The sequence below is a fragment of the Nocardiopsis flavescens genome, from assembly GCF_900141985.1.
GTDB classification, from domain to species: Bacteria; Actinomycetota; Actinomycetes; order Streptosporangiales; family Streptosporangiaceae; genus Nocardiopsis; species Nocardiopsis flavescens.
The window spans coordinates 282,429-302,531 of record NZ_FQZK01000002.1 but is presented as its reverse complement, the minus strand read 5'-3'; the positions used below and the strand labels follow the sequence as shown (position 1 = coordinate 302,531).

15 protein-coding genes and 1 pseudogene are annotated in these 20,103 nt (G+C 74.0%); 12 read left to right on the top strand and 4 right to left on the bottom strand.

Annotation, left to right across the window (positions count from 1 at the left end; genetic code table 11):
* The first annotated feature begins 101 nt into the window (after positions 1-101).
* Positions 102-932: a DUF3097 domain-containing protein gene (locus BUE45_RS05630; protein WP_073376013.1), complete on the top strand. Its 831-nt coding sequence runs from the start codon at positions 102-104 to the stop codon at positions 930-932.
* 92 nt (positions 933-1,024) lie between these two features.
* On the opposite strand, the gene BUE45_RS33755 is transcribed toward BUE45_RS05630, so the two are convergent.
* On the bottom strand, positions 1,025-1,942 hold the full coding sequence (locus BUE45_RS33755) for a hypothetical protein (RefSeq protein WP_143173275.1): 918 nt from the start codon (positions 1,940-1,942) through the stop codon (positions 1,025-1,027).
* On the opposite strand from BUE45_RS33755, the gene BUE45_RS05625 reads away from it, so the two are divergent.
* Positions 1,931-2,260, top strand: a complete 330-nt coding sequence (locus BUE45_RS05625; protein WP_073376449.1) for a DUF4870 domain-containing protein — start codon at positions 1,931-1,933, stop codon at positions 2,258-2,260. The genes BUE45_RS33755 and BUE45_RS05625 overlap by 12 nt on opposite strands.
* A 42-nt stretch (positions 2,261-2,302) precedes the next feature.
* On the top strand, positions 2,303-3,070 hold the full coding sequence (locus tag BUE45_RS05620; protein ID WP_073376011.1) for a DUF4870 domain-containing protein: 768 nt from the start codon (positions 2,303-2,305) through the stop codon (positions 3,068-3,070).
* Positions 3,071-3,145: 75 nt separating this feature from the next.
* On the opposite strand, the gene hemW is transcribed toward BUE45_RS05620, so the two are convergent.
* The gene (gene hemW, locus BUE45_RS05615; RefSeq protein ID WP_073376009.1) at positions 3,146-4,378 is read right to left on the bottom strand and encodes a radical SAM family heme chaperone HemW; all 1,233 of its coding nucleotides are present in this window, start codon (positions 4,376-4,378) and stop codon (positions 3,146-3,148) included.
* 259 nt (positions 4,379-4,637) lie between these two features.
* Between hemW and BUE45_RS05610 the strand changes: the two genes are divergently transcribed.
* Positions 4,638-5,180 (top strand): hypothetical protein, encoded by a 543-nt coding sequence (locus BUE45_RS05610; protein WP_073376007.1) that lies wholly within the window; start codon positions 4,638-4,640, stop codon positions 5,178-5,180.
* A gap of 94 nt (positions 5,181-5,274) precedes the next feature.
* On the opposite strand, the gene BUE45_RS05605 is transcribed toward BUE45_RS05610, so the two are convergent.
* Positions 5,275-6,336: a LacI family DNA-binding transcriptional regulator gene (locus tag BUE45_RS05605; protein WP_073376005.1), complete on the bottom strand. Its 1,062-nt coding sequence runs from the start codon at positions 6,334-6,336 to the stop codon at positions 5,275-5,277.
* A 95-nt stretch (positions 6,337-6,431) separates the two neighbouring features.
* Here BUE45_RS05605 and BUE45_RS05600 point away from each other — a divergent pair, with 95 nt between their 5' ends.
* The 4 genes from BUE45_RS05600 to BUE45_RS05585 all read left to right on the top strand — a co-directional run bounded on the left by BUE45_RS05600 (position 6,432) and on the right by BUE45_RS05585 (position 12,191).
* Positions 6,432-8,033, top strand: coding sequence for a glycoside hydrolase family 13 protein (locus tag BUE45_RS05600; protein ID WP_073376003.1), 1,602 nt, complete (start codon positions 6,432-6,434; stop codon positions 8,031-8,033).
* Positions 8,034-8,446: 413 nt separating this feature from the next.
* Positions 8,447-9,688 (top strand): sugar ABC transporter substrate-binding protein, encoded by a 1,242-nt coding sequence (locus BUE45_RS05595; RefSeq protein WP_073376001.1) that lies wholly within the window; start codon positions 8,447-8,449, stop codon positions 9,686-9,688.
* A gap of 2 nt (positions 9,689-9,690) precedes the next feature.
* Entirely contained in the window at positions 9,691-11,304 is a 1,614-nt protein-coding gene (locus BUE45_RS05590; RefSeq protein WP_073375997.1) for an ABC transporter permease subunit, read from the top strand.
* On the top strand, positions 11,301-12,191 hold the full coding sequence (locus BUE45_RS05585; protein ID WP_073375993.1) for a sugar ABC transporter permease: 891 nt from the start codon (positions 11,301-11,303) through the stop codon (positions 12,189-12,191). Before BUE45_RS05590 ends, BUE45_RS05585 begins: the two co-directional genes overlap by 4 nt.
* Before the next feature lie 124 nt (positions 12,192-12,315).
* On the opposite strand, the gene lepA is transcribed toward BUE45_RS05585, so the two are convergent.
* A complete protein-coding gene (gene lepA, locus BUE45_RS05580; RefSeq protein ID WP_073375989.1) occupies positions 12,316-14,154 on the bottom strand; it encodes a translation elongation factor 4 in 1,839 nt (612 codons plus the stop codon).
* 195 nt (positions 14,155-14,349) lie between these two features.
* Here lepA and BUE45_RS05575 point away from each other — a divergent pair, with 195 nt between their 5' ends.
* The 4 genes and pseudogenes from BUE45_RS05575 to BUE45_RS05560 all read left to right on the top strand — a co-directional run.
* Positions 14,350-15,258 (top strand): hypothetical protein, encoded by a 909-nt coding sequence (locus BUE45_RS05575; RefSeq protein ID WP_073376447.1) that lies wholly within the window; start codon positions 14,350-14,352, stop codon positions 15,256-15,258.
* A gap of 181 nt (positions 15,259-15,439) precedes the next feature.
* The gene (gene rpsT, locus BUE45_RS05570; protein WP_073375986.1) at positions 15,440-15,709 is read left to right on the top strand and encodes a 30S ribosomal protein S20; all 270 of its coding nucleotides are present in this window, start codon (positions 15,440-15,442) and stop codon (positions 15,707-15,709) included.
* Positions 15,710-15,817: 108 nt separating this feature from the next.
* Positions 15,818-17,518: a ComEA family DNA-binding protein gene (locus tag BUE45_RS32910; RefSeq protein ID WP_084736972.1), complete on the top strand. Its 1,701-nt coding sequence runs from the start codon at positions 15,818-15,820 to the stop codon at positions 17,516-17,518.
* Between the two features lie 252 nt (positions 17,519-17,770).
* Positions 17,771-20,074 (top strand): annotated as a pseudogene (locus tag BUE45_RS05560) (ComEC/Rec2 family competence protein); the annotation flags it as partial.
* Positions 20,075-20,103: the final 29 nt, after the last annotated feature.

The following is a 20,103-nucleotide window of genomic DNA, read 5'->3' as shown; positions in this document are numbered from 1 at the left end:
ATGCCCGTGCGCAAACCGCGCCCGTTCCCCCGGCCGGGCGGATGTCGCGCGGGTCCTCGCCCTCCCCGGCGCACGGGGCTCCGTCTGTAGACTGCACCACCGTGGCTACCAAGGGAACCGGCCGGTACGGCCGCGATGTGCTGGCCCAGGCGCGCAACCGCCCCGAGCGGAGGATCCGGGAGGTCCCGCTCGACCGCGACCTCGTGGTGGAGGACGCCGGCGAGGCCTTCTGCGGCGCGGTGGTCGGCTGGGACAAGGCGACGGTGACCCTGGAGGACCGGCACGGGCGCCGCCGGGTGTTCGCGCTGGAACCGGGGGCCTTCCTGGTGGACGGCGAGCCGGTGACCCTGGTGCGGCCGTCCGCCGCTCCCCGGGGCCCGCTGCGCAGCGCCTCCGGCTCGGTCGCGGTGCGGGGCCTGAAGGCGCGCACCGCCCGGGAGGGGCGGATCTACGTCGAGGGCGCCCACGACGCGGAGCTGGTGGAGAAGGTGTGGGGGCACGACCTGCGCGTGGAGGGGGTGGCCGTCGAGTTCCTGGAGGGGGTCGACGACCTGCCCGCGATCGTGGCGGAGTTCGCCCCCGGCCCGGGCCGCCGGCTGGGGGTCCTGGTGGACCACCTGGTCCCGGGGTCGAAGGAGTCGCGGATCGCGGAGCGGGTACGGGGCGGCGACGTCCTGGTGGCGGGGCACCCGTACGTGGACGTGTGGCAGGCGGTGCGCCCGTCGGCCGTGGGGATCCGCGCCTGGCCGGAGGTCCCCCGGGGCGTCCCCTGGAAGGAGGGCGTGCTGGAGGCGCTGGACTGGCGGATGGACACGGGCGAGGCGTGGCGCCGGATCCTCGGGTCGGTGCGTACCTATGCTGACCTGGAACCGGCCCTGTCGGGCCGGGTGGAGGAACTGATCGACTTCGTCACCGGCCCGCACGGTCCCTGACCCGCTGCGCCTAGGATTTGAACCGGACACGAGGCCCGGTTTCTGCCTCCGGTCGTCGGTACGGCCCGGTGGACACGAGATAGCGCCCCTCATCAGCGGAGCCGAGGAAGAGCATGAGCGAGACCCCGACGAACCCCCCGTCCCCGGAAGACCCGGACCAGGGATACCGGTCCGGCGAGCAGCAGGGCCACGAACAGGCACGGTACGGGGAGCAGCAGCAGCCGCAGGCCCCGTCCCCCTACTCCCCGGAGTACGGGCAGGCGCAGCCGCCCTCCGGCGCACAACAGGCCTACGCACAGCAGCAGTACGGCGAACAGCCGGGCCACGAGCAGGCCTACGCACAGCCGTCCGGCGCCCAGCCGGGCTACGAGCAGCAGGCCCACGGACAGGCGCAGCCGCCCTCCGGCGGCCAGCAGGCCTACGGACAGCCCGCCTACGGACAGGCGCAGCCGCCCTCCGGCGCACAGCCCGCCCACGGACAGCAGCAGTACGGCGAACAGCCGGGCCACGAGCAGGCGCAGCCGCCGTCGGGCGGGCAGCCGGGCTACGAGCAGCAGGCCTACGGACAGGCGCAGCCGCCCTCCGGCGCCCAGCCGTCCTACGGGCAACCCGCCTACGGACAGGCGCAACCGCCCTCCGGAGCACACCAGGCCTACGGACAGCAGCAGTACGGCGCCCCGCAGGGGCAGCCGCAGTACGGACAGCCCCAGCAGCCCCAGTACGGCGAGCAGCCCCCCGTGCAGCCGCAGCAGCCCCAGTACGGCCAGGGCCAGCCCGGCTTCGCGCCGGCGCCCGGAGCCCCGCCCTACGGCCAGCAGGCGCAGCAGGCGCCGTACGGCGTCCAGCCGCAGGGCCAGCAGCCCCCGCAGGGGCAGCCGCAGTACGGACAGCCCCAGCAGCCCCAGTACGGCGTCCCACAGGGTCCGCCGCAGGCGCAGCAGCAGTACGCGCAGCCCGGCGCGCCGGTTGGGAACGGCGACAACGACGTCCTGGTGGCGATGCTCGCCCACCTGTCCGGCTTCATCGTCGCCTGCCTGGGCTGGATCCCCCCGCTGGCGATCTACTTCGCCAAGCGGAACACCTCGCCGTACGTGCGCCACCACGCCTCGGAGGCGGCGAACTTCCAGATCACCCTGCTGATCCCGTACATCTTCGCCGGGGTGGTCTTCATCGGGCTGGGTATCTTCTTCCCGAGCCTGTCGTGGATCGGTTCCCTCCTGATCGCCCTGATCTGGATCGTTTCGATCGTGTTCGGCGTCCTAGGAGCGAACGGAGCCAACAAGGGGGCGTGGTTCCGCTACCCGGTCAGCATCCGTCTGCTCAAGTGAACCACCGCACGTACGAACGCACCCTTCCCTAAGGAACCCGACATGTCCTATCCCAATACTCCACCGGACGATCCGTACGGCCAGAACCCGCAGCAGGGCGGCCAGGGCCAGTCGGGCGGCCACCCCGCTCCCGGGCAGCACGACCCGTACGGCGGATACCCGGCCCCCGGCCAGCAGGGGCACTCCGGCGGGTACCCGGCCCCCGGGCACCAGGACCCCTCGGGGGGCTACCCCCCGCCCGGGTACCAGGACCAGTCCGGCGGATACCCGGCCCCCGGCCGGCAGAACCCCTCCGGCGGCTACCCGCCGCCCGGGTACCAGGACCCCTCGGGGGGCTACCCGCCGCCCGGCGCCCCCGGCGGCTACCCGCCCCCGGGCGGCTACCAGGACCAGACCGGCGGCTACCAGGCGGCCGGGTACCAGCAGGGCGGCTATGGCCCGCAGCCGGGCGGCTACGGTCCGCAGCCGGGCTCGGCGACGGGGGCGCCGCCCTCGGGGGACGAGCGGCAGATGGCGCTCTTCGCCCACCTGGGCGGCGGCATCCTGGGCTTCCTCGTTCCGCTGATCATCTACCTGATCAAGCGCGACGAGTCGCCCTTCATCCGCGACCAGTCCGCCCAGGCGCTCAACTTCCAGCTGCTGATCCTCATCGGCTACGTGGTGTCGAGCATCCTCAGCATCATCGTCATCGGCGGGATCCTCGGGTTCGTGTGCTGGGTCGCCTCGGTCGTCTTCGGCATCCTGGGCGGCGTGGCCGCCAACAAGGGCGAGTGGTACCGCTACCCGTTCAACGTCTCCTGGGTCAAGTAGCACCCGGCCCGCGGACGCCGCGAGGGGCCCGGTCCCGCGGACCGGGCCCCTCGCCGTGCGCGGGGGCGCGCGCGGTCAGGTGAGGTCGCGGACCACGGCGTCGGCGAGCAGCCGCCCCCGGCGGGTGAGCACGGCACGGCCCGCGCGGTGGGCGTCCGCGTCCAGCAGGCCGTCGGCGACGGCGCGGGCGGCGGCCTCCCGGCCAGCGGGTTCGAGCAGGTCCAGGGGACAGCCCTGTTCGACCCGCAGCTCCAGCAGCACCCGCTCGAAGCGGCGCTCCCCGTCGGTGAGCACCTCGCGGGCCTGCGCGGGGCTGGAGTCCTCGGCCAGGCGGGAGGCGTAGGCGGCCGGGTGCTTGACGTTCCACCAGCGGGTGCCGCCGACGTGGCCGTGCGCGCCGGGCCCGACGCCCCACCAGTGGGCACCGGTCCAGTAGAGCATGTTGTGCCTGCTGCGCCCCTGGGGCGTGCGCGCCCAGTTGGACACCTCGTACGGCGTGAACCCGGCCGCGCCGAGCACCGTGTCGGCCGTCAGGTAGCGGTCGGCCATGGTGTCGTCGTCGGGCTCGGCCAGCTCGCCGCGGCGCACCCGGGCGGCCAGGCGGGTGCCCTCCTCCACGATGAGGGAGTAGGCGGAGACGTGGTCGGGGCCGGCGGCCACGGCGGCGTCCAGCGAGGCCCTCCAGTCATCGTCCCCCTCCCCCGGCGTGCCGTAGATGAGGTCGAGGTTGACGTGCTCGAACCCGGCCTCCCGGGCCCAGGCGACGCACTGCTCGGGGCGGCCGGGGGTGTGGCCGCGCTCCAGGACGCGCAGGACGTGGGCGCGGGCGCTCTGCATGCCGAAGGACACCCGGGTGAACCCGGCCTCGCGCAGGCGCGCGAGGTAGGCGGGGGTGACGGTCTCGGGGTTGGCCTCGGTGGTGACCTCCGCGCCGGGTTCGAGGCCGAACCGGTCGGCGATGGCGGCGAGGATGCGGCCCAGGTCCTCGGCGGGCAGCAGGGTGGGCGTGCCGCCGCCGACGAACACGGTGCTCACCGGCGGGCGCCCGCCCCGCAGGACCCGGTCGGCGAGGGCGATCTCGGCGATGGCCTGGTCGGCGTAGGTGTCACGGGAGGCGACGGCCGTTCCGTCGCGGGAGACGAGCTCCTGCGCGGTGTAGGTGTTGAAGTCGCAGTAGCCGCAGCGGGTGACGCAGAAGGGCACGTGGACGTAGAACCCGAGCGGCCGGTCGCCGAGTTCGGCGAGGGAGGCCTCCGGCAGGTCGCCGGTGCGCGGTACGGGTTCGCCGTCGAGGGCAACGGAAGGCATGTACCCAGTGTCACCGACACGCCGGTGTGCCCGGTCCGCGCCGTCCGGGGCGGGAGATCCCGCTCACGCGGGGCGCGGCCGGGACCGCCGCCCGGGGCCGGGGCCCGGGGGCCGGCCGAAGGTCCCGGGCCGCGGGGGGGCGGACGGCCGCGGGCACGGTACGGGGGACCCTCGGCACGGCCGGGCGCAGGGGGTTGTCTGGGTGGTGCAGAGGCAACGAAGACCCGAGCACGACCGGCCCCCGGTGAAAGGACACACGATGTCCGACGCAACCCTGTCCCGTACCGCATCCGAGAACGACACGTCCCCCATCGGCTCCCCCGCGGCCCGGTACGTGTTCGCGCTGGCCCGGCTGGCGATCGGCTGGACCTTTCTGTGGGCCTTCGTCGACAAGCTCCTCGGCCTGGGGTTCTCGACCCCCGCGGAGGGCGCATGGATCGCCGGGGGCAGCCCCACGGCGGGCTTCCTGGGCAACGCCGTCAGCGGCCCGCTCTCCGGGGTGTTCGCCTCCATGGCGGGCGCGGTGTGGGCCGACGTCCTGTTCATGGCGGGCCTGGGCGCGATCGGCGCGGCGCTGCTGCTGGGCGTGGGCGAGCGGGTGGCCGCGGCCTGCGGCGCGCTGCTGCTGGTGCTGATGTGGGCGGCGGTGCTGCCGCCGGCCAACAACCCGTTCATGGACGACCACATCGTGCTGGCCCTGGTCCTGGTCGGGCTGGCGCTGGTCCGGTCGGCGGACACGCTGGGGCTGGGCCGGTGGTGGGGCGCCACCGCGCTGGTCCGGCGGTTCCCCGTGCTGCGCTGACCGCGGCCCGCCCGGGCCGCCCCGAACGGGCCCCTCCCCACCGCCCGGGGAGGGGTCTTTCCCGTGCGGGCACCGCGGGGCGCGGGGCCGGGTGTCAGAGCGCGGAGCCCTGGACGGCGGCGCCGTCGGGGGTCCGGGCCGCGCCGGCGCCGAGTCCGGGGGCGATCCCGGTGGAGCCGCGCACGACCAGCTCGGGGCCGAACACGAACTCGGTGTGCGAGACGGGGTGTCCGGCGATCTCGTCGCACAGGGCGCGGGCGGCGGCCAGCGCCATGGCGTGCACCGGCTGGCGCACGGTGGTCAGGGGCGGGTCGGTGAAGGCGATGAGCTGGGAGTCGTCGTAGCCCACCACGGAGAAGTCGCCGGGGACGCGCAGGCCGCGCTGGCGGGCCGCCCGGATGGCGCCCAGGGCCATCATGTCGGAGCCGCAGACCATGGCGGTGACGCCGCGGTCGATGAGCCGGTTGGCGGCGGCGTGGCCGCCCTCGACGCCGAACAGCGACAGCTCGACCAGGTCGTCGCCGTCGAGGCCGTGGTCGCGCAGGGCCGCGTGGTAGCCCTCCAGCTTGCGGCGGACGGGGACGTAGCGCTCGGGCCCGCTGGTGAAGCCGATGCGGGTGTGGCCCAGGGCGACCAGGTGGTCGACGGCCAGGCGCCCGGCCTCGCGGTCGTCGCAGGAGATGAACGCCGCCGGGATCTCCGGGGCGAACCCGTTGACCAGGACGATGGGCAGCCGCCGGGAGACGAGGGAGCGGTAGCGCTCGTGGGAGGCGGTGGTGTCGGCGTGCTTGCCCGAGACGAAGAGGATGCCCGAGACGTTGCGCTCCAGGAGCAGCTCGACGTACTCGTCCTCCGTTATCCCGCCGGGGGTCTGCGTGCACAGGACGGGTGTGTAGCCGCGCTGGGCGAGCGCCCCCTCCGCCGCCTGGGCGAACATCGGGAAGACGGGGTTGTCCAGCTCCGGGATGACCATGCCCACGAGGCCGGCGGAGCGCTGGCGCAGCCGGGCGGGGCGTTCGTAGCCGAGGACGTCCAGCGCGGTCAGGACGGCCTTACGGGTTTCGCTGCCAACGCCGGGCTTGTCGTTGAGCACCCGCGAGACCGTCGCCTCGCTGACACCTGCGTGCCGCGCGATGTCGGCAAGTCGTGGACCCATGGCGCAACTCTAGTCGAGATGGCCGTCACATGGTTGAAAGTTGGCGGTAACCTTGCGCAAGAACTTGCAGCCACCGACCGGGAAGGACCCCCACGATGACCCTTGAGTCGCACTGGTGGCGCGACGCGGCCATCTACCAGATCTACGTGCGCAGCTTCGCCGACTCCAACGGGGACGGCGAGGGCGACCTCGCCGGCATCCGCGAGCGCCTGCCGCACCTGTCCGAGCTGGGCGTGGACGCGATCTGGCTGACCCCCTTCTACGTGTCCCCGCTGGCCGACGGGGGCTACGACGTGGCGGACTACCGCGACGTCGACCCGCGCTTCGGCACCCTGGCCGACTTCGACGCCCTGCTGGAGGCCGCCCACGGACTGGGAATCCGTGTGATCATCGACGTGGTCCCCAACCACACGTCCTCCGCGCACCGCTGGTTCCGGGAGGCCGTGGCCGCCGGCCCCGGCGACCCCGCGCGCTCGCGGTACATCTTCCGGGACGGCAGGGGCCCCGACGGGGAGCAGCCGCCCAACAACTGGAAGTCGATCTTCGGCGGGGCGGCCTGGACCCGGCTCAAGCGCCCGGACGGCACCCCCGAGCAGTGGTACCTGCACCTGTTCGACCCCGAGCAGCCCGACCTGGACTGGACGGACCAGGAGGTGCACGACGAGTTCGACGACGTGCTGCGCTTCTGGCTGGACCGGGGCGTGGACGGGTTCCGCATCGACGTCGCGCACGGCATGGTCAAGGACCCGGCGCTGCCCGACATCGCCGAGGGCGCCAAGGCGGACCTGCTCGACGGCAGTACGTCGCTGCCGTACTTCGACCAGGACGGCGTGCACGACATCTACCGGCGCTGGTCGGCGATCGCCGCGTCCTACCCGGGCGAGCGCACGATGGTCGCCGAGGCGTGGGTGGAGGACGCCGACCGGATCGCGCGGTACCTGCGCCCCGACGAGCTGCACCAGGCGTTCAACTTCGAGTACCTGACCGCCCCCTGGGACGCGGCGCGGCTGCGCGAGGTGATCGACGGCTCGCTGGCGGCCAACGGGGCGGTGGGGGCGACCACCACGTGGGTGCTGTCCAACCACGACGTGACCCGCCACGTCACCCGGTTCGGCGGCGGTGAGCAGGGGCTGCGCCGGGCGCGGGCGGCCACGCTGCTGATGCTGGCGCTGCCCGGGTCGGTGTACCTGTACCAGGGCGAGGAACTGGGCCTGCCGGAGGTCACCGACCTGCCGGAGGACGCGCTCCAGGACCCGACCTGGGAGCGGTCGGGCCGCACCGAGCGGGGCCGCGACGGCTGCCGGGTGCCGCTGCCGTGGGAGGCGGGCGAGGCGCCGTTCGGGTTCGGACCCGCGGGTTCGGAGCCGTGGCTGCCGGTGCCGCAGGGCTGGGGCGCGCTGGCGCGCGACGCCCAGCGCGGGGTGGAGGGCTCCACCCTGGAGCTGTACACCCGGGCGCTGGGGCTGCGCCGCGGGCTGGACGCGCTCGGCGACGGGGCGATGTCCTGGCTGGACGCCCCCGGGGACGTGCTGTTCTTCGAGCGCGAGCCGGGTGTGCGGGTGGCCGTCAACCTCGGCGCGGAGCCGGCGGAGGTCGCCACGGGCGGAGAGGTGCTGCTGTCCAGCGGCCCGGTGGCGGCACCGGAGCAGGGCGTGCTGTCCCTGCCCGGCGAGACGGCGGTGTGGCTGCGCGTGTGAGCGGGGCGGGGCGGTGCCGGCGGTGCGCCGGCGCCGCCCCGGCGACGGCCGGGTGTCCTGGGCGCCCGGCCGTCGCCGTGTCCGGGGGCGTTTCGGGTCCCTCCGGGCGGTTGCGGCAAGGGGGGCCGGGGTTGCGCGGGGTTCTTGCGACCGGGCCGGCAATGGTGTGACCAAATGGTGGACGGTCACAGATATCATCACCCGGGAGTGACGCCGTGGCGACGCACGGGATCGGGTCACACCTCCGTTTCCATGGTGTTTCCACATCTTTATCCCGAGCGCCTGCAAAGTCTTTCAAAGCCTGCAAGTTATTGCTAACGTCACATCACCATGCAGGGCGGCGGCAGGCTCCGGGACCCCCGGCGGACCGCACGCACGACCTCCTCAGTCCGTCCTCCCGGAAGGAAGACACCATGAGATTGCGCAGCGCACCGGCTGTCGCGGCCCTCGCCGCGACCGCCCTGATGGCGACCGCCTGCGGAGGCGGCGGCGAGGACGCCCAGGAGTCCGCCGACACCACCCTCGTCATCTGGTCCGACCCCGAGCGGGCCGCGGCCATCGAGGCCGCCGCGCAGAACTTCGCCGACACCAACGGCGTCAAGGTCGACGTGCAGCAGCTCGCCTTCGGCGACATCCAGGGCGACCTGCTCAACGCCCACCAGGCCGGGAACGCCCCCGACGTCTTCATCGGCGCCCACGACTGGACCGGCAACCTGGTCCGCAACGGCGCCGTGCAGCCCGTCGAGCTCCCCGAGAACCGCGCCGAGACGCTCGACGAGACCTCGGTGCAGGCGCTCACCTACGACGGTCAGCTCTTCGGCGTGCCGTACTCGCAGGAGAACATCTTCCTCATGCGCAACACCGCGCTGGCTCCGGAGGCCCCGGAGACCTTCGAGGACCTCGTCGAGACGGGCACCGCCCTGAAGGACGACGGCGAGACCAGCGAGGTGCTGTCCATGGCCGTGGGCCAGGAGGGCGACCCCTACCGGATGAACGCCCTGTTCACCTCCGCCGGCGGCTACCTCTTCGGCCAGGACGACGAGGGCAACTGGGACCCGGCCGACCTGGGCCTGGACAGCGACGCGTCCATCGCCGCCATGGAGCGGATCGCCGAGTACGGCGAGTCCGGCCAGGGCGTGCTGCGCCGCTCCATCGACACCCAGAACGACGCCGCCCTGTTCTTCGACGGCGAGGCCCCGTTCTTCATCGCCGGCCCGTGGAACATCGGCGACGCCGACGCCGCCGACCTGGAGTACGCCATCAGCCCGATCCCGGGCTTCGAGGGCGAGGGCCCGGCCCGCCCCTACATCGGCTACCAGGCCTTCTTCGTCACCGAGGGCAGCGCCAACAGCGCCCTGGCCCAGGAGTTCCTGGCCAACCACGTGACCGACCCCGAGTTCATCCTCGGCCTCTACGGGTCCGACCCGCGCACCCCGGTCCAGCTGGAGGCCCTGGAGCAGGTCTCCGCCGACGACCCCAACATCGCCGCCGTCGCCGAGGCCGGCGCCGAGGGCATGCCCATGCCGTCCATCCCCGAGATGGGCGAGACCTGGGAGCCGCTCGGCAAGGCCGAGGCGGCGATCATCGGTGGGGCCGACGTGCGCGAGACCATGGAGAGCACCCACGAAACGATCGCCGAGAAGATCGGCGGATAGGGGTGCCCTCCAGCAGCAGCGCGGGCGCCCCCTCCCCGGGGGCGCCCGCCCGCACGCCACTGCCCGGCGGGCGCTTCGCCGGCTCCGGCTCCCTCTGGGGCCAGGTCGCCAAGATCGCCCTCCTGGGCCTGTTCACCGCCCTGGGCGTGTGGGCGGCCCTGCCGCTCTACGTCGGCGCCAACTGGTGGGGCATCGCGGTCGTCGCCGCGGTGCTCGCCCTCGTGTACTGGGTGTACCTGTCCAAGCGGACGGTCCCGCTCAAGTACCTGCTGCCCGGTGTGCTGTTCCTGGCCGCGTTCCAGATCCTGCCGGTGCTCTACACCATGAGCACCTCGGTCACGAACTTCAGCGACGGGCACCGCGGCGACAAGGACCAGGCGATCGCCGCCATCGAGGCGTACTCGGTGACCCGCGCGGAGCAGGGCCGCGAGTTCGGCCTGACCGTCGCGACCACGGGCGACCCCGAGAGCGGTGAGCTGGCCTTCCTCCTCACCGACCCCGGGGGCGCGCCCTACGTCGGCGACGCCGGGGGGCTGCGCCCCCTGGACGACGCCACCGTCGACCCCGCCTCCGGCCGGATCACCGCGGCCTTCGGCTACACCGTCCTGACCCCCGCGCAGGTCAACGCGCGCAGCAAGGAGCTGGAGGAGTTCGCGGTCCCCGTCGGCGACGGCACCGGCATCCGCTCCAACAGCCTCTCCACCGCCTACGAGGGCCGGGCCACCCGGGTCTACGACGCCGGGTGCGACTGCGTGACCGACACCGAGACCGGCGTCGTCTACACCGCGGACGACGAGCGCGGAGCCTTCGTCTCCGAGGACGGGCAGCGCCTCCCCCAGGGCTGGCAGGTCGACGTCGGCCTCGACAACTTCTCCCGGTTCCTGTTCAACCCGACCTTCGCCTCCTCGTTCTTCTCCATCCTGGTGTGGAACCTCGTCTTCGCCGTCGCCGTCACCTCGCTGGTGTTCGTCGTGGGCCTGGCCGTCGCGCTCACCCTGCACGTGCCCCGGCTGCGGGGGAAGAAGGCGTACCGGATCCTGGTCGTCCTGCCGTACGCGATGAGCTCGCTGGCCATGTACCTGCTGTGGCGGGACATGTTCAACACCGACTTCGGCCTGTTCAACCAGCTGCTGGGGACGGACATCGACTGGCTGGGCGACGCCTGGACCGCCCGGATCGCGGTGATCATCGCCAACGTGTGGCTCGGCTACCCGTACATGTTCCTGGTCGCCACCGGCGCCCTCCAGGCCATTCCGCGGGAGCTGACCCAGGCGGCGCGGATCGACGGCGCCGGGGCCTGGCAGGCCTTCCGGCACGTGACGCTGCCGATGCTCATGGTCGCGATGACACCGATCCTGATCTCGACGTTCGCGTTCAACTTCAACAACTTCAACGCGGTGTGGCTGATCACCAAGGGCGGGCCCTTCCCGCCGGACGACCCGTCCGCCGGCGCCACCGACCTGCTCATCACGTACACGTACCGGATGGCGTTCAGCCAGGCCACCGCGGAGTACGGGTACGCGGCGGCGCTGTCCGTGATGATCTTCGTGATCGTCTCGGTGATGTCGGTGATCAGCCTCAGCCGCAGCAAGGCCCTGCAGGAGGTGGACCGATGACCGCGACGACCGGGGGCTACCGGCGCAGCACCGGCGCGTCCGTCGCGCTGTGGGCGGCGCGGTTCGGCTGGCGGCACCTCGTGATGGCCGTGGTCGCGGCGTTCGCCCTGTTCCCGGTGCTGTTCGTGGTGTCGGCGGCGGTCAACCCCGTCGGCACGCTCAGCAGCGCCCGGCTGTGGCCGACCGGGGCCGGGTTCGACAACGCCGTGGACCTGTTCCGGAACACGCCGTTCACCACCTGGTACGCCAACTCGCTGTTCTTCGCGGTCACCAACGCCGCGGTGACGGTGCTGCTGTCGGCGCTGGCCGCGTACGCGTTCAGCCGCATGCGGTTCCGGGGGCGCCGGGTGGGGATGATCGGCCTGCTGATCATCCAGATGTTCCCGCAGTTCCTGGCGATCGTCGCCATCTACCTGATGTTCAGCACCGTCGGCGAGTACCGTCCCGAGGTAGGGTTCGACACCCGGTGGGGGCTGCTGCTGGTGTACCTGGGCGGGGCGCTGAGCATCAACACGTGGCTGATGAAGGGCTTCTTCGACACGGTGCCCCGGGAGCTGGACGAGTCCGCCCAGATGGACGGGGCCACGCACGCGCAGGTGTTCTTCCGGATCATGCTGCCGCTGGTGACGCCGGTGCTGGCGATCGTGGGGCTGCTGGTGTTCATCTCCACCATCAACGAGTTCCTGATGGCGAGCGTGTTCCTGCGCGACACCGACGCCAAGACGCTGGGGCTGGGTCTCTACCAGCTGGTGGAGTCGCAGCGCAACGCCAACTTCGGGATGTTCTCGGTGGGGGCGATCCTGCTGTCCCTGCCGACCCTGGCCGTGTTCTGGTTCCTCCAGAAGTACATCACCGAGGGCCTGACCTCGGGGGCGGTCAAGGGCTGACCGGCCGCGGCCCGCACGCGCGAGGGGCGCCTCCCCGGCGGGGGCGCCCCTTCGGCGTACCGGGCCGGGGAGACGCGTCGGGGGTGCCCGCGGGCACCCCCTGTCCGCTCCCGGCCCGGGAGGACTACTTCTTCTTCTTGTCCTCGCCGCCGCCGTCCGTGGACAGCGCGGAGATGAAGGCCTCCTGGGGCACCTCGACCCGGCCCACCATCTTCATGCGCTTCTTGCCCTCCTTCTGCTTCTCCAGCAGCTTGCGCTTGCGGCTGATGTCGCCGCCGTAGCACTTGGCGAGCACGTCCTTGCGGATGGCGCGGATGTTCTCACGGGCGATCACCCGGGCGCCGACGGCGGCCTGGATGGGCACCTCGAACTGCTGGCGCGGGATGAGCTCGCGCAGCTTCTTGGTCATCTCCACGCCGTAGGTGTAGGCCTTGTCCTTGTGGACGATCGCCGAGAAGGCGTCCACGGCCTCGCCCTGGAGCAGGATGTCGACCTTGACGAGGTCGGCCTGCTGCTCGCCGGTGGGCTCGTAGTCCAGGGAGGCATAGCCCTTGGTGCGGGACTTGAGGTGGTCGAAGAAGTCGAACACGATCTCCGCCATCGGCAGGATGTAGCGCATCTCGACGCGGTCCTCGGACAGGTAGTCCATGCCCTGCAGGTCGCCGCGCCGCTCCTGGCACAGCTCCATGATCTGGCCGATGTAGTCCGAGGGGCTGAGCACCGTGGCCTTGACCATCGGCTCGTAGATCGCGGCGATCTTGCCCGCCGGGAACTCGCTCGGGTTGGTCACCACGTGCTCGGTGGCGTCCTCCATCTCCACCCGGTAGACCACGTTGGGCGCGGTGGAGATGAGGTCGAGGTTGAACTCGCGCTCCAGCCGGGCGCGGGTGATCTCCAGGTGCAGCAGGCCCAGGAAGCCGCAGCGGAAGCCGAAGCCCAGCGCGGCCGAGGTCTCCGGCTCGAACACCAGGGCGGCGTCGTTGAGCTGGAGCTTCTCCAGGGCGTCGCGCAGCACCGGGTAGTCGGTGCCCTCGATCGGGTACAGGCCCGAGAACACCATGGGCTTGGGCTCCTGGTAGCCCGAGAGCATGCCGGTGGCGGGCCGGTTGAGGGAGGTGATGGTGTCACCGACCTTGGACTGGCGCACGTCCTTCACACCGGTGATGATGTAGCCGACCTCGCCCACCCCCAGACCGTCGCACTTGGTGGGCTCGGGCGAGCTGACGCCGATCTCCAGGATCTCGTGGGAGGCCCGTGTGGACATCATCTGGATGCGCTCGCGGGGGCTGAGGCGGCCGTCCACCACACGGACGTAGGTGACGACGCCGCGGTAGGTGTCGTAGACCGAGTCGAAGATCATCGCGCGGGCGGGGGCCTCCGCCTCGCCGACCGGCTGCGGGATCTGCCGGACGATCTCGTTGAGGAGCTCCTCGACGCCCTCGCCGGTCTTGGCGCTGACCCTGAGCACGTCGGAGGGCTCGCAGCCGATGATCCCGGCCAGCTCCTCGGCGTACTTCTCCGGCTGGGCGGCCGGGAGGTCGATCTTGTTGAGCACCGGGATGATCGTCAGATCGTTCTCCAGCGCCATGTACAGGTTGGCCAGGGTCTGGGCCTCGATGCCCTGGGCCGCGTCCACCAGCAGGACCGCGCCCTCGCAGGCGGCCAGCGAGCGGGACACCTCGTAGGTGAAGTCGACGTGCCCGGGGGTGTCGATGAGGTCCAGGGTGTACGTGTTGTCGTCCAGCGCCGTGAAGGGGATGCGCACGGCCTGCGACTTGATGGTGATGCCGCGCTCGCGCTCGATGTCCATGCGGTCCAGGTACTGGGCCCGCATCTGACGGTCCTCGACGACGCCGGTGATCTGGAGCATCCGGTCGGCCAGCGTCGACTTGCCATGGTCGATGTGCGCGATGATGCAGAAGTTGCGGATCAGCGCGGGATCGGTCCAGTTCGGCTGTGCCACCGTGCTCCGTTCGACAAGGGTTCGGGGTGTGCGGCCCGCGGGGCCGTCGTCCATCATCCCACGGCGGGGTCGCGCCCTCCCCTTGGGCGGGCGCCGGACGGTGCGACAGTATGGTCGCGCACGCGGGTACGTCCGGTGTCCAGATTATGCGACCTCCGAGCCGCTCGGGGCGCACGAACGGTGGGGGTGGCGCCGGTGAGGTGGTTTCTGACACGGCTGCTGGCGGGTGTGGCGGCGATCGCGGTCGTCCTGGCCGGGGTGGGCGTGCTGCTGGCCGCGCAGTACTCGGGCACCCCGGCCGCGTGGGCGGTCTCCCAGGGGAACGACGCCGTGTGGGTGGACTCCGCCGAGGACGCGGGCGACCTGCGCGCGCTGCTGGACACGGGCTCGGTGGACACCGTGTACCTGCTGGCCGGGCGGATCGGCGAGGACGGGGGCGTCACCGCCGCCGAGGACCTGCGCCCCCTCCTGGAGGGGTATCCGGACGTGCGGGCGCTGGCCTGGCTGCGGCACGCCGCCGAGGGGTCGTCCCTGCTGAACGACCGGTTCGACCGGCGGGCGCGGGAGGCGCTGGCCCCGGCCGCGGCGGAGGCCGCGCGGGGGTACGCGGGGGTGCACCTGGAGGTCCGGCCGGTGACCGTGAACGACCCGTCGCTGCCGACGCTGGTGGAGATGGTGCGCGGGGAGCTGGAGGAGGACGCGGTGCTGTCGGTGCAGGCGCACCACGTGGAGCTGGCCCCCGGCGGCCGGATCCCGTCGTTCGTCGTCAACGGCGAGGAGAAGTACTGGTCCAAGGGGTACCTGGCGCGGGTGGCCGAGCACGCCGACGAGGTGGTGCTGCCGGGGACCGACCCGGGGATGCCCGCGGCGGCGCTCCAGGGCGGGTTCACGGTGCGCCAGGTGGCGGAGTCGGTCGCGGCGCTGCGCACCCGCGACGAGGCGGTCATCCGCTTCGGGGTGCCCGCCGGGGAGCAGGCGGAAACGGCGCTGGCGGCCGTGCGCATCGGGGTGACCGACGCGCGGGCGCCCGAGCACGTCCGCCTGGGGGTGAGCCTCTCCGACCCGGCGGACCTGCGGGCCTACACCGAGGGGTGGCTGGGCTGAGCACTGGGCGCGGTACGGCATACTGGAAGTCCGTGTCTCGGACTTCCACGTTCTTTCGAGCCCTGTGGAACACACACCCGGCGTCGGCGCCCGTGCCGGCCGCTCACGGAACGGCTGCCCGTGAGCAGAGCCCGCGGACCGAACGACGCACAAGCACAGATCAACTGGAGCACGTTTTCGCATGGCGAACATCAAGTCGCAGAAGAAGCGCATTCGGCAGAACGAGAAGGCCCGCGTCCGCAACCAGGCGGTGCGCTCTTCGCTGAAGACCGCCGTCCGCAAGTTCCGTGAGGCCGCCGAGACCGGGAACGTCGAGCAGGCCACCGTGGCGCAGCGCTCCGCCGCCCGCGCCCTGGACAAGGCCGTGACCAAGGGCGTCATCCACAAGAACCAGGCCGCGAACCGCAAGAGCGCGATCGCCAAGCGCCTGCACGAGGTGCAGGGCGCCTAGAGCCTCTCCTCGAAGGCCCGGTCCCCCGCGGGGGACCGGGCCTTCGAGTTATCCACAGGCCGTGCACCGCCCCTGGCGCTCCGTGACCGGTCTTCCTACCTTGGGTGCATGACCCCTCGACACGACCAGCAGGAACGCCTGCGCGCCCTGGGCCTGGACGCGTCGCCGGCGGCCCGCCGGCTGCGCGCCCGCATCCCCCGGCCCGTCCCCGAGCCCGCGGAGGGCATCCCGAGCGCCCCGTACTCGGTGGACGACTGGCCCGAGCGCGACCCGTACGACCGCGCCCCGACGCCCCCGGAGCCGGACTCCACCCGCACGGTGCGCACCCCGCCCCCGCGCGACCCGCCCCCGTGGTCCGGCGCCCGCGTCCCCCCTCCCCCGCCGTACGCGCCGCCGCGGCCCGCCCCGGCGGAGCAGGCGCCGGCGAGCAGCGACGGCACCACCGAACGCCTCCGCCCGCGGGGTGGCCGGCGGGCCGGCACCGGCGGACCGCCCGGCCGCAACCCCGCAGCGGTCGCGGACCCCGCGTCCCGGCGCCGGGACGCGGGGTCCGGCCCGGCGGACGGCGGCGGATGGAAGGGCGGGCGCTCCCCCGCCGAGACGGGCGGATCCGCCGCCCGGGGCACGGCCGACACCACCGAGAACACCGAACGTCGCTCCCTCCCGGACGGCGGCGGATGGAACGGCGGGCGCTCCTTCATCGACACGGGCGGATCCGCCGTTCCCCCTGTCGGCCGCCCCTCCGGATCGCCCCGCGCCCACGGTGCGGGAGGGGCCGCTCCGGACGGGGACGGGTGGAACGACGGCCACTCCCCCACGGACACGGGCGATCCCACCGGCCGGGAAGCGGCGGACGCCGCGGGAGCGGGGCGGGATCGGCGGGCACGCGCGGCAGGGCGGCCAGTGCGGGGGGCCGGAGGCGAAGTGGCGGGGACGTCGCCGGCGTGGGAAGGACGCGGGCACGGGTCGTCCGGGCGCGGGCGCTCCCGCGGACCGGAGCCGGACGGGGACCCCGCCGACGGCGCGCCGCCTTTCGCGGGGGCGGAGCGGGGCGGGCGGGCGCGTGCGGAGGGACACCGGGGGCGTCCCGGGCAGGGGCCGGACGGCGCGGACCTGGACGGCGGGGCGGGGGTGCCCCGGGTGCCGAGCGGCTACACCGAGTTCCTCCCGCGGCGGGACGGGGGCCTCCTGGAGCGGCTGGCGCGGCGGTGGCCGCCGGAGGCGACCATGTCCCGGCGGGCCGTGGCCGCCCTGCTCGTCGTGGCGCTGCTGGCGGTCGCCGCCGTGCTGTTCCTGCGCGAGCGGCCCGAGGCCGTGGCGCCCGAGACCGTCGCCCACACCATCCCCGCCGAGGAGGCGGTGCCCAGTGCCGCCGGCGCCGACCCCGAGGCCGACCTCGTGGTGCACGTGGGCGGAGAGGTCGAGGACCCCGGGCTGTACACGCTGCCACCCGGCTCCCGGGTGGCGGACGCGGTGGAGTCGGCCGGGGGACCGCTGCCCGACGCCGACCTGGACCTGCTCAACCTGGCCCGCTCGCTGGTGGACGGCGAGCAGATCCTCGTGGGCCTGCCACAGCCGGGGGCGGCGGCACCCGTGCCGGGCACCGCCCAGGGCCCGCTCGTCGACATCAACCGGGCCGACGAGGCGGAGCTGGAGGCGCTGCCCCGGGTGGGCGAGGTCACCGCGCGCAACATCGTCTCCTACCGCGAGGCCAACGGACCGTTCACCAGCGTGGACGACCTCATCAACGTCGACCGCATCGGCGCCCGGACCCTGGAGGAGATCCGCCCGCATGCGACCGTCGGCTGAGCCCGTCCCGGGCAGCCGCGTGGACGTCCCCGGCCCTCGTCGACGGCGCCGGAGCCGCCTCCGGCGGCGGGCACGGGCACCGGCGGGAGAGGAGGCGGGCGCACGGGCGGGAGGAGGGGACGGGCCCCTACGCGGTGGGAGGTCGGGAGGCGCGCGCACGGGTGGGAGAGGACTCGGGCACGGGCGGGGACCCGGGCGGAGGCGGGGCGGGGAGACGGGTCCGGGCACGGGCGGAGAGAGGAGGCGGTGCCCGTGGTGACGTGGCTGGGATCGGACGGGTACGGGGTGGGCCGGCCGGTGGACCTGCGGTCGGTGGCGCCCGCCGGCGCCGCGTGGGCCGCCGCGCTGGCCGCGCCGCTGCTGCCGCCGTGGGCGGCCTGGTCGCTCGGCGCGCTCGCCGGTTCGGCCGCGGTGCTGGTGTTCCTGCTGGCGCGGGCGCCGACCGAGGCGTTGGCGCTGACCGCCGCCGCGGCGCTGGCCTGCGCGGGCACCGTCGCGGTGGTCGCCGGGGTCCAGGTGCACCGGGTGGCGGACGGAGCAGCGAGGGCCGCCGTGGAGGCGGGCGAGGTGGAGTTCACCGCCGTGGTCTCCGGCGACCCGCGGGCCCGCGCCGGGGTACCGCGCCCGGGCCGGGCGGAGTGGGTGATCCGGGCGCGCGCCACCCGGGTGGACGGGCGCGCCGCGGCGGACCCCGTGGTGCTGCTCGCCTCCGGCGACGACTGGGCCGGGCTGCTTCCCGGCCAGTCCCTGACCGCCCGCGGCGGGTTCACGGCAGCCGAGGACGACCCCTTCCTCGGCGCCCTGGTCCTGGTGCGCGGTCCGCCCCGGGAGGTGGCGCCGCCCGACCGGTGGCAGGGGTTCGCGGGCGGCGTACGGGCCGGGCTGCGCGAGGCCGCCGCCGGGCTGACCGAACCCGAGCGCGGCCTGCTGCCCGCCCTCATCGTCGGCGACACCTCCGGGGTGGACGCGCGGGTGGCCGAGGACTTCCGGGCCACGGGCATGACGCACCTGTTGACGGTCTCCGGCGCCAACCTCGCCATCCTGACCGGGGTGGTGGTCGCGCTGGGCCGCCTGGTCCGCGCGCCGCCGTGGTGGACGGTGGCGGGCGGGGCGGTCATGATCTGGCTGTTCGTCCTGGTGTGCCGCCCCGAGCCGAGTGTGGTGCGGGCCGCGTTCATGGGCTCCCTCGCCCTGCTGGCGCTGGCCACGGGCCGCGCCCACATGGCGCTGGGGGCGCTGGGCGTGACCGTGGTCGGGGTGCTGTTCGCCGCCCCCGCCCTGGCGTCCTCCTACGGTTTCGCGCTGTCGGTGCTGGCCACCGCGGGCATCGTGCTGCTGGTACCGCGCTGGACCCGGGAGTGGTCGGCGTCGCTTCCCGCGGTGGTCGCCGAGGCCCTGGCCGTTGCGGTGGCCGCGCACCTGGCCGTCTCGCCGGTGGTGGTGACCCTGTCGGGCGAGGTGTCGTGGGTGGCGGTCCCCGCCAACGTGCTGGCCGCCCCGGTGGTGGCGGCGGTGACGGTGCTGGGCTCGGCGGTCACCGCCCTGGCCGCGGTGGCGCCCGGGGCGGCGGCCGTGCTGGCGGTGGTGCCCGGCTGGGGCGTGGCGTGGATCGCCGCGGTCGCCGGGGCGGGGGCCCGCGTCCCGTACGGGGCGCTGCCGTGGCGGCCGGACCTGGCGGGCGCGCTGTTGCTGGCCGCCCTGGCGGTGGCGCTGGTGGTGTCCCGGGGCCGGGCCAGGCGGCTGCTCGCCGCGGGGGCGGTGGCGGTGCTGGTGCTGGCCGCCGCGGCGCGCTGCCTGCCCGGCGGGTGGCCGCCGCGGGACTGGGCGGTGGCGGCCTGCGACGTGGGCCAGGGCAGCGCCTTCGTGCTGTCGGTGGCCCCGGGGTCGGCGGTGGTCGCCGACGCGGGGCAGCACCCGGAGGCGGTCGACGCCTGCCTGGAGCGCCTGGGGGTGCGGGAGGTCCCGCTGCTGGTGCTGAGCCACGACCACGCCGACCACGTGGACGGCGTGCCGGGGGTGCTGCGGCACCGGCGGGTGGACCGGGCGCTGGTCCCGCCGGGGTTCGACGCCGCCCCGGTCGGCGGGCTGCTCGCCGGGGCGGGCGTGGAGCGGCTGGGCGCCGAACGCGGCGCGGCGCTGCGGGTGGGCCCCTGGACTCTGCGCGTGCTGTGGCCGCCGCCCGGGTACCGGGGCTCGGTCAACGACGGCTCGGTGGTGGTGCGCGCCGACTCCCCGCACCTGTCCGTGCTGCTGCCGGGCGACGTCGAGGAGGAGGCCCAGCGCGGGATGCTGGCGCTGGGGGAACCGCTGGCGGCGGCGGTGCTGGCGGTGCCCCACCACGGCTCCGCGGCACAGGTACCGGAGTTCCTGGAGGCGACGGGGGCGCGGATCGCCCTGACCTCGGTGGGCGCCGACAACCCCTACGGGCACCCCGCGCCGTTCACGCAGAGCGTGCTGCGCCGCATGGGCGCCCTGGACCTGCGCACCGATCTGGCGGGGGACATCGCCGTAGTGGGCTCCGGGGAGGGCCCGACGGCGCTGGTGCGGGGGCCGGACCGCGCCGGGGCGCGCCGGAGGTCGGTGGG

Coding starts and splice junctions, on each gene's coding strand:
- BUE45_RS05625 (WP_073376449.1), top strand. CDS start 1,931: ATGCTCGCCCACCTGTCCGGCTTCATCGTCGCCTGCCTGGGCTGGATC.
- BUE45_RS05620 (WP_073376011.1), top strand. CDS start 2,303: ATGTCCTATCCCAATACTCCACCGGACGATCCGTACGGCCAGAACCCG.
- hemW (WP_073376009.1), bottom strand. CDS start 4,378: ATGCCTTCCGTTGCCCTCGACGGCGAACCCGTACCGCGCACCGGCGAC.
- BUE45_RS05610 (WP_073376007.1), top strand. CDS start 4,638: ATGTCCGACGCAACCCTGTCCCGTACCGCATCCGAGAACGACACGTCC.
- BUE45_RS05605 (WP_073376005.1), bottom strand. CDS start 6,336: ATGGGTCCACGACTTGCCGACATCGCGCGGCACGCAGGTGTCAGCGAG.
- BUE45_RS05600 (WP_073376003.1), top strand. CDS start 6,432: ATGACCCTTGAGTCGCACTGGTGGCGCGACGCGGCCATCTACCAGATC.
- BUE45_RS05595 (WP_073376001.1), top strand. CDS start 8,447: ATGAGATTGCGCAGCGCACCGGCTGTCGCGGCCCTCGCCGCGACCGCC.
- BUE45_RS05585 (WP_073375993.1), top strand. CDS start 11,301: ATGACCGCGACGACCGGGGGCTACCGGCGCAGCACCGGCGCGTCCGTC.
- rpsT (WP_073375986.1), top strand. CDS start 15,440: ATGGCGAACATCAAGTCGCAGAAGAAGCGCATTCGGCAGAACGAGAAG.
- BUE45_RS32910 (WP_084736972.1), top strand. CDS start 15,818: ATGACCCCTCGACACGACCAGCAGGAACGCCTGCGCGCCCTGGGCCTG.